Origin of the sequence: Enterobacter sp. UNJFSC 003, from assembly GCF_036903355.1 — a bacterium.
In the GTDB taxonomy this organism is placed as follows: Bacteria; Pseudomonadota; Gammaproteobacteria; order Enterobacterales; family Enterobacteriaceae; genus Enterobacter.
The window spans coordinates 1-278 of record NZ_JBAKHK010000133.1 but is presented as its reverse complement, the minus strand read 5'-3'; the positions used below and the strand labels follow the sequence as shown (position 1 = coordinate 278).

Annotated in this window: 2 protein-coding genes; both read left to right on the top strand. The window is 53.6% G+C overall.

Features of this window, described 5'->3' with window-relative positions:
- Positions 1-201 (top strand): UDP binding domain-containing protein (locus V5P19_RS23460; RefSeq protein ID WP_334407939.1); only part of this gene is annotated, 201 nt, incomplete at its 5' end.
- Positions 192-278 (top strand): NAD-dependent epimerase/dehydratase family protein (locus V5P19_RS23455; protein ID WP_334407941.1); only part of this gene is annotated, 87 nt, incomplete at its 3' end. The genes V5P19_RS23460 and V5P19_RS23455, both read left to right, overlap by 10 nt.

Here is a 278-nt window from a genome sequence, read left to right as displayed (position 1 = left end):
GGTGAAACCCTGGTGGTGGAGCCGAACGTCGAGCAACTGCCGAAATCGCTGGCGGGCCATGTGACTCTGAAAGCGATGGCTGACGCGTTGCAGCAGGCGGACGTGATCGTGATGCTGGTCGATCATAAGCAATTCAAGGCAATTAGGCCGGAAGAAATAAAACAAACGTGGGTTGTGGATACCAAAGGAGTATGGCGTTGAAACGTATTTTAGTCACTGGGGGCGCCGGTTTCATCGGTTCTGCGGTCGTCAGGCATATTATTGAAGCCACGCAGGAC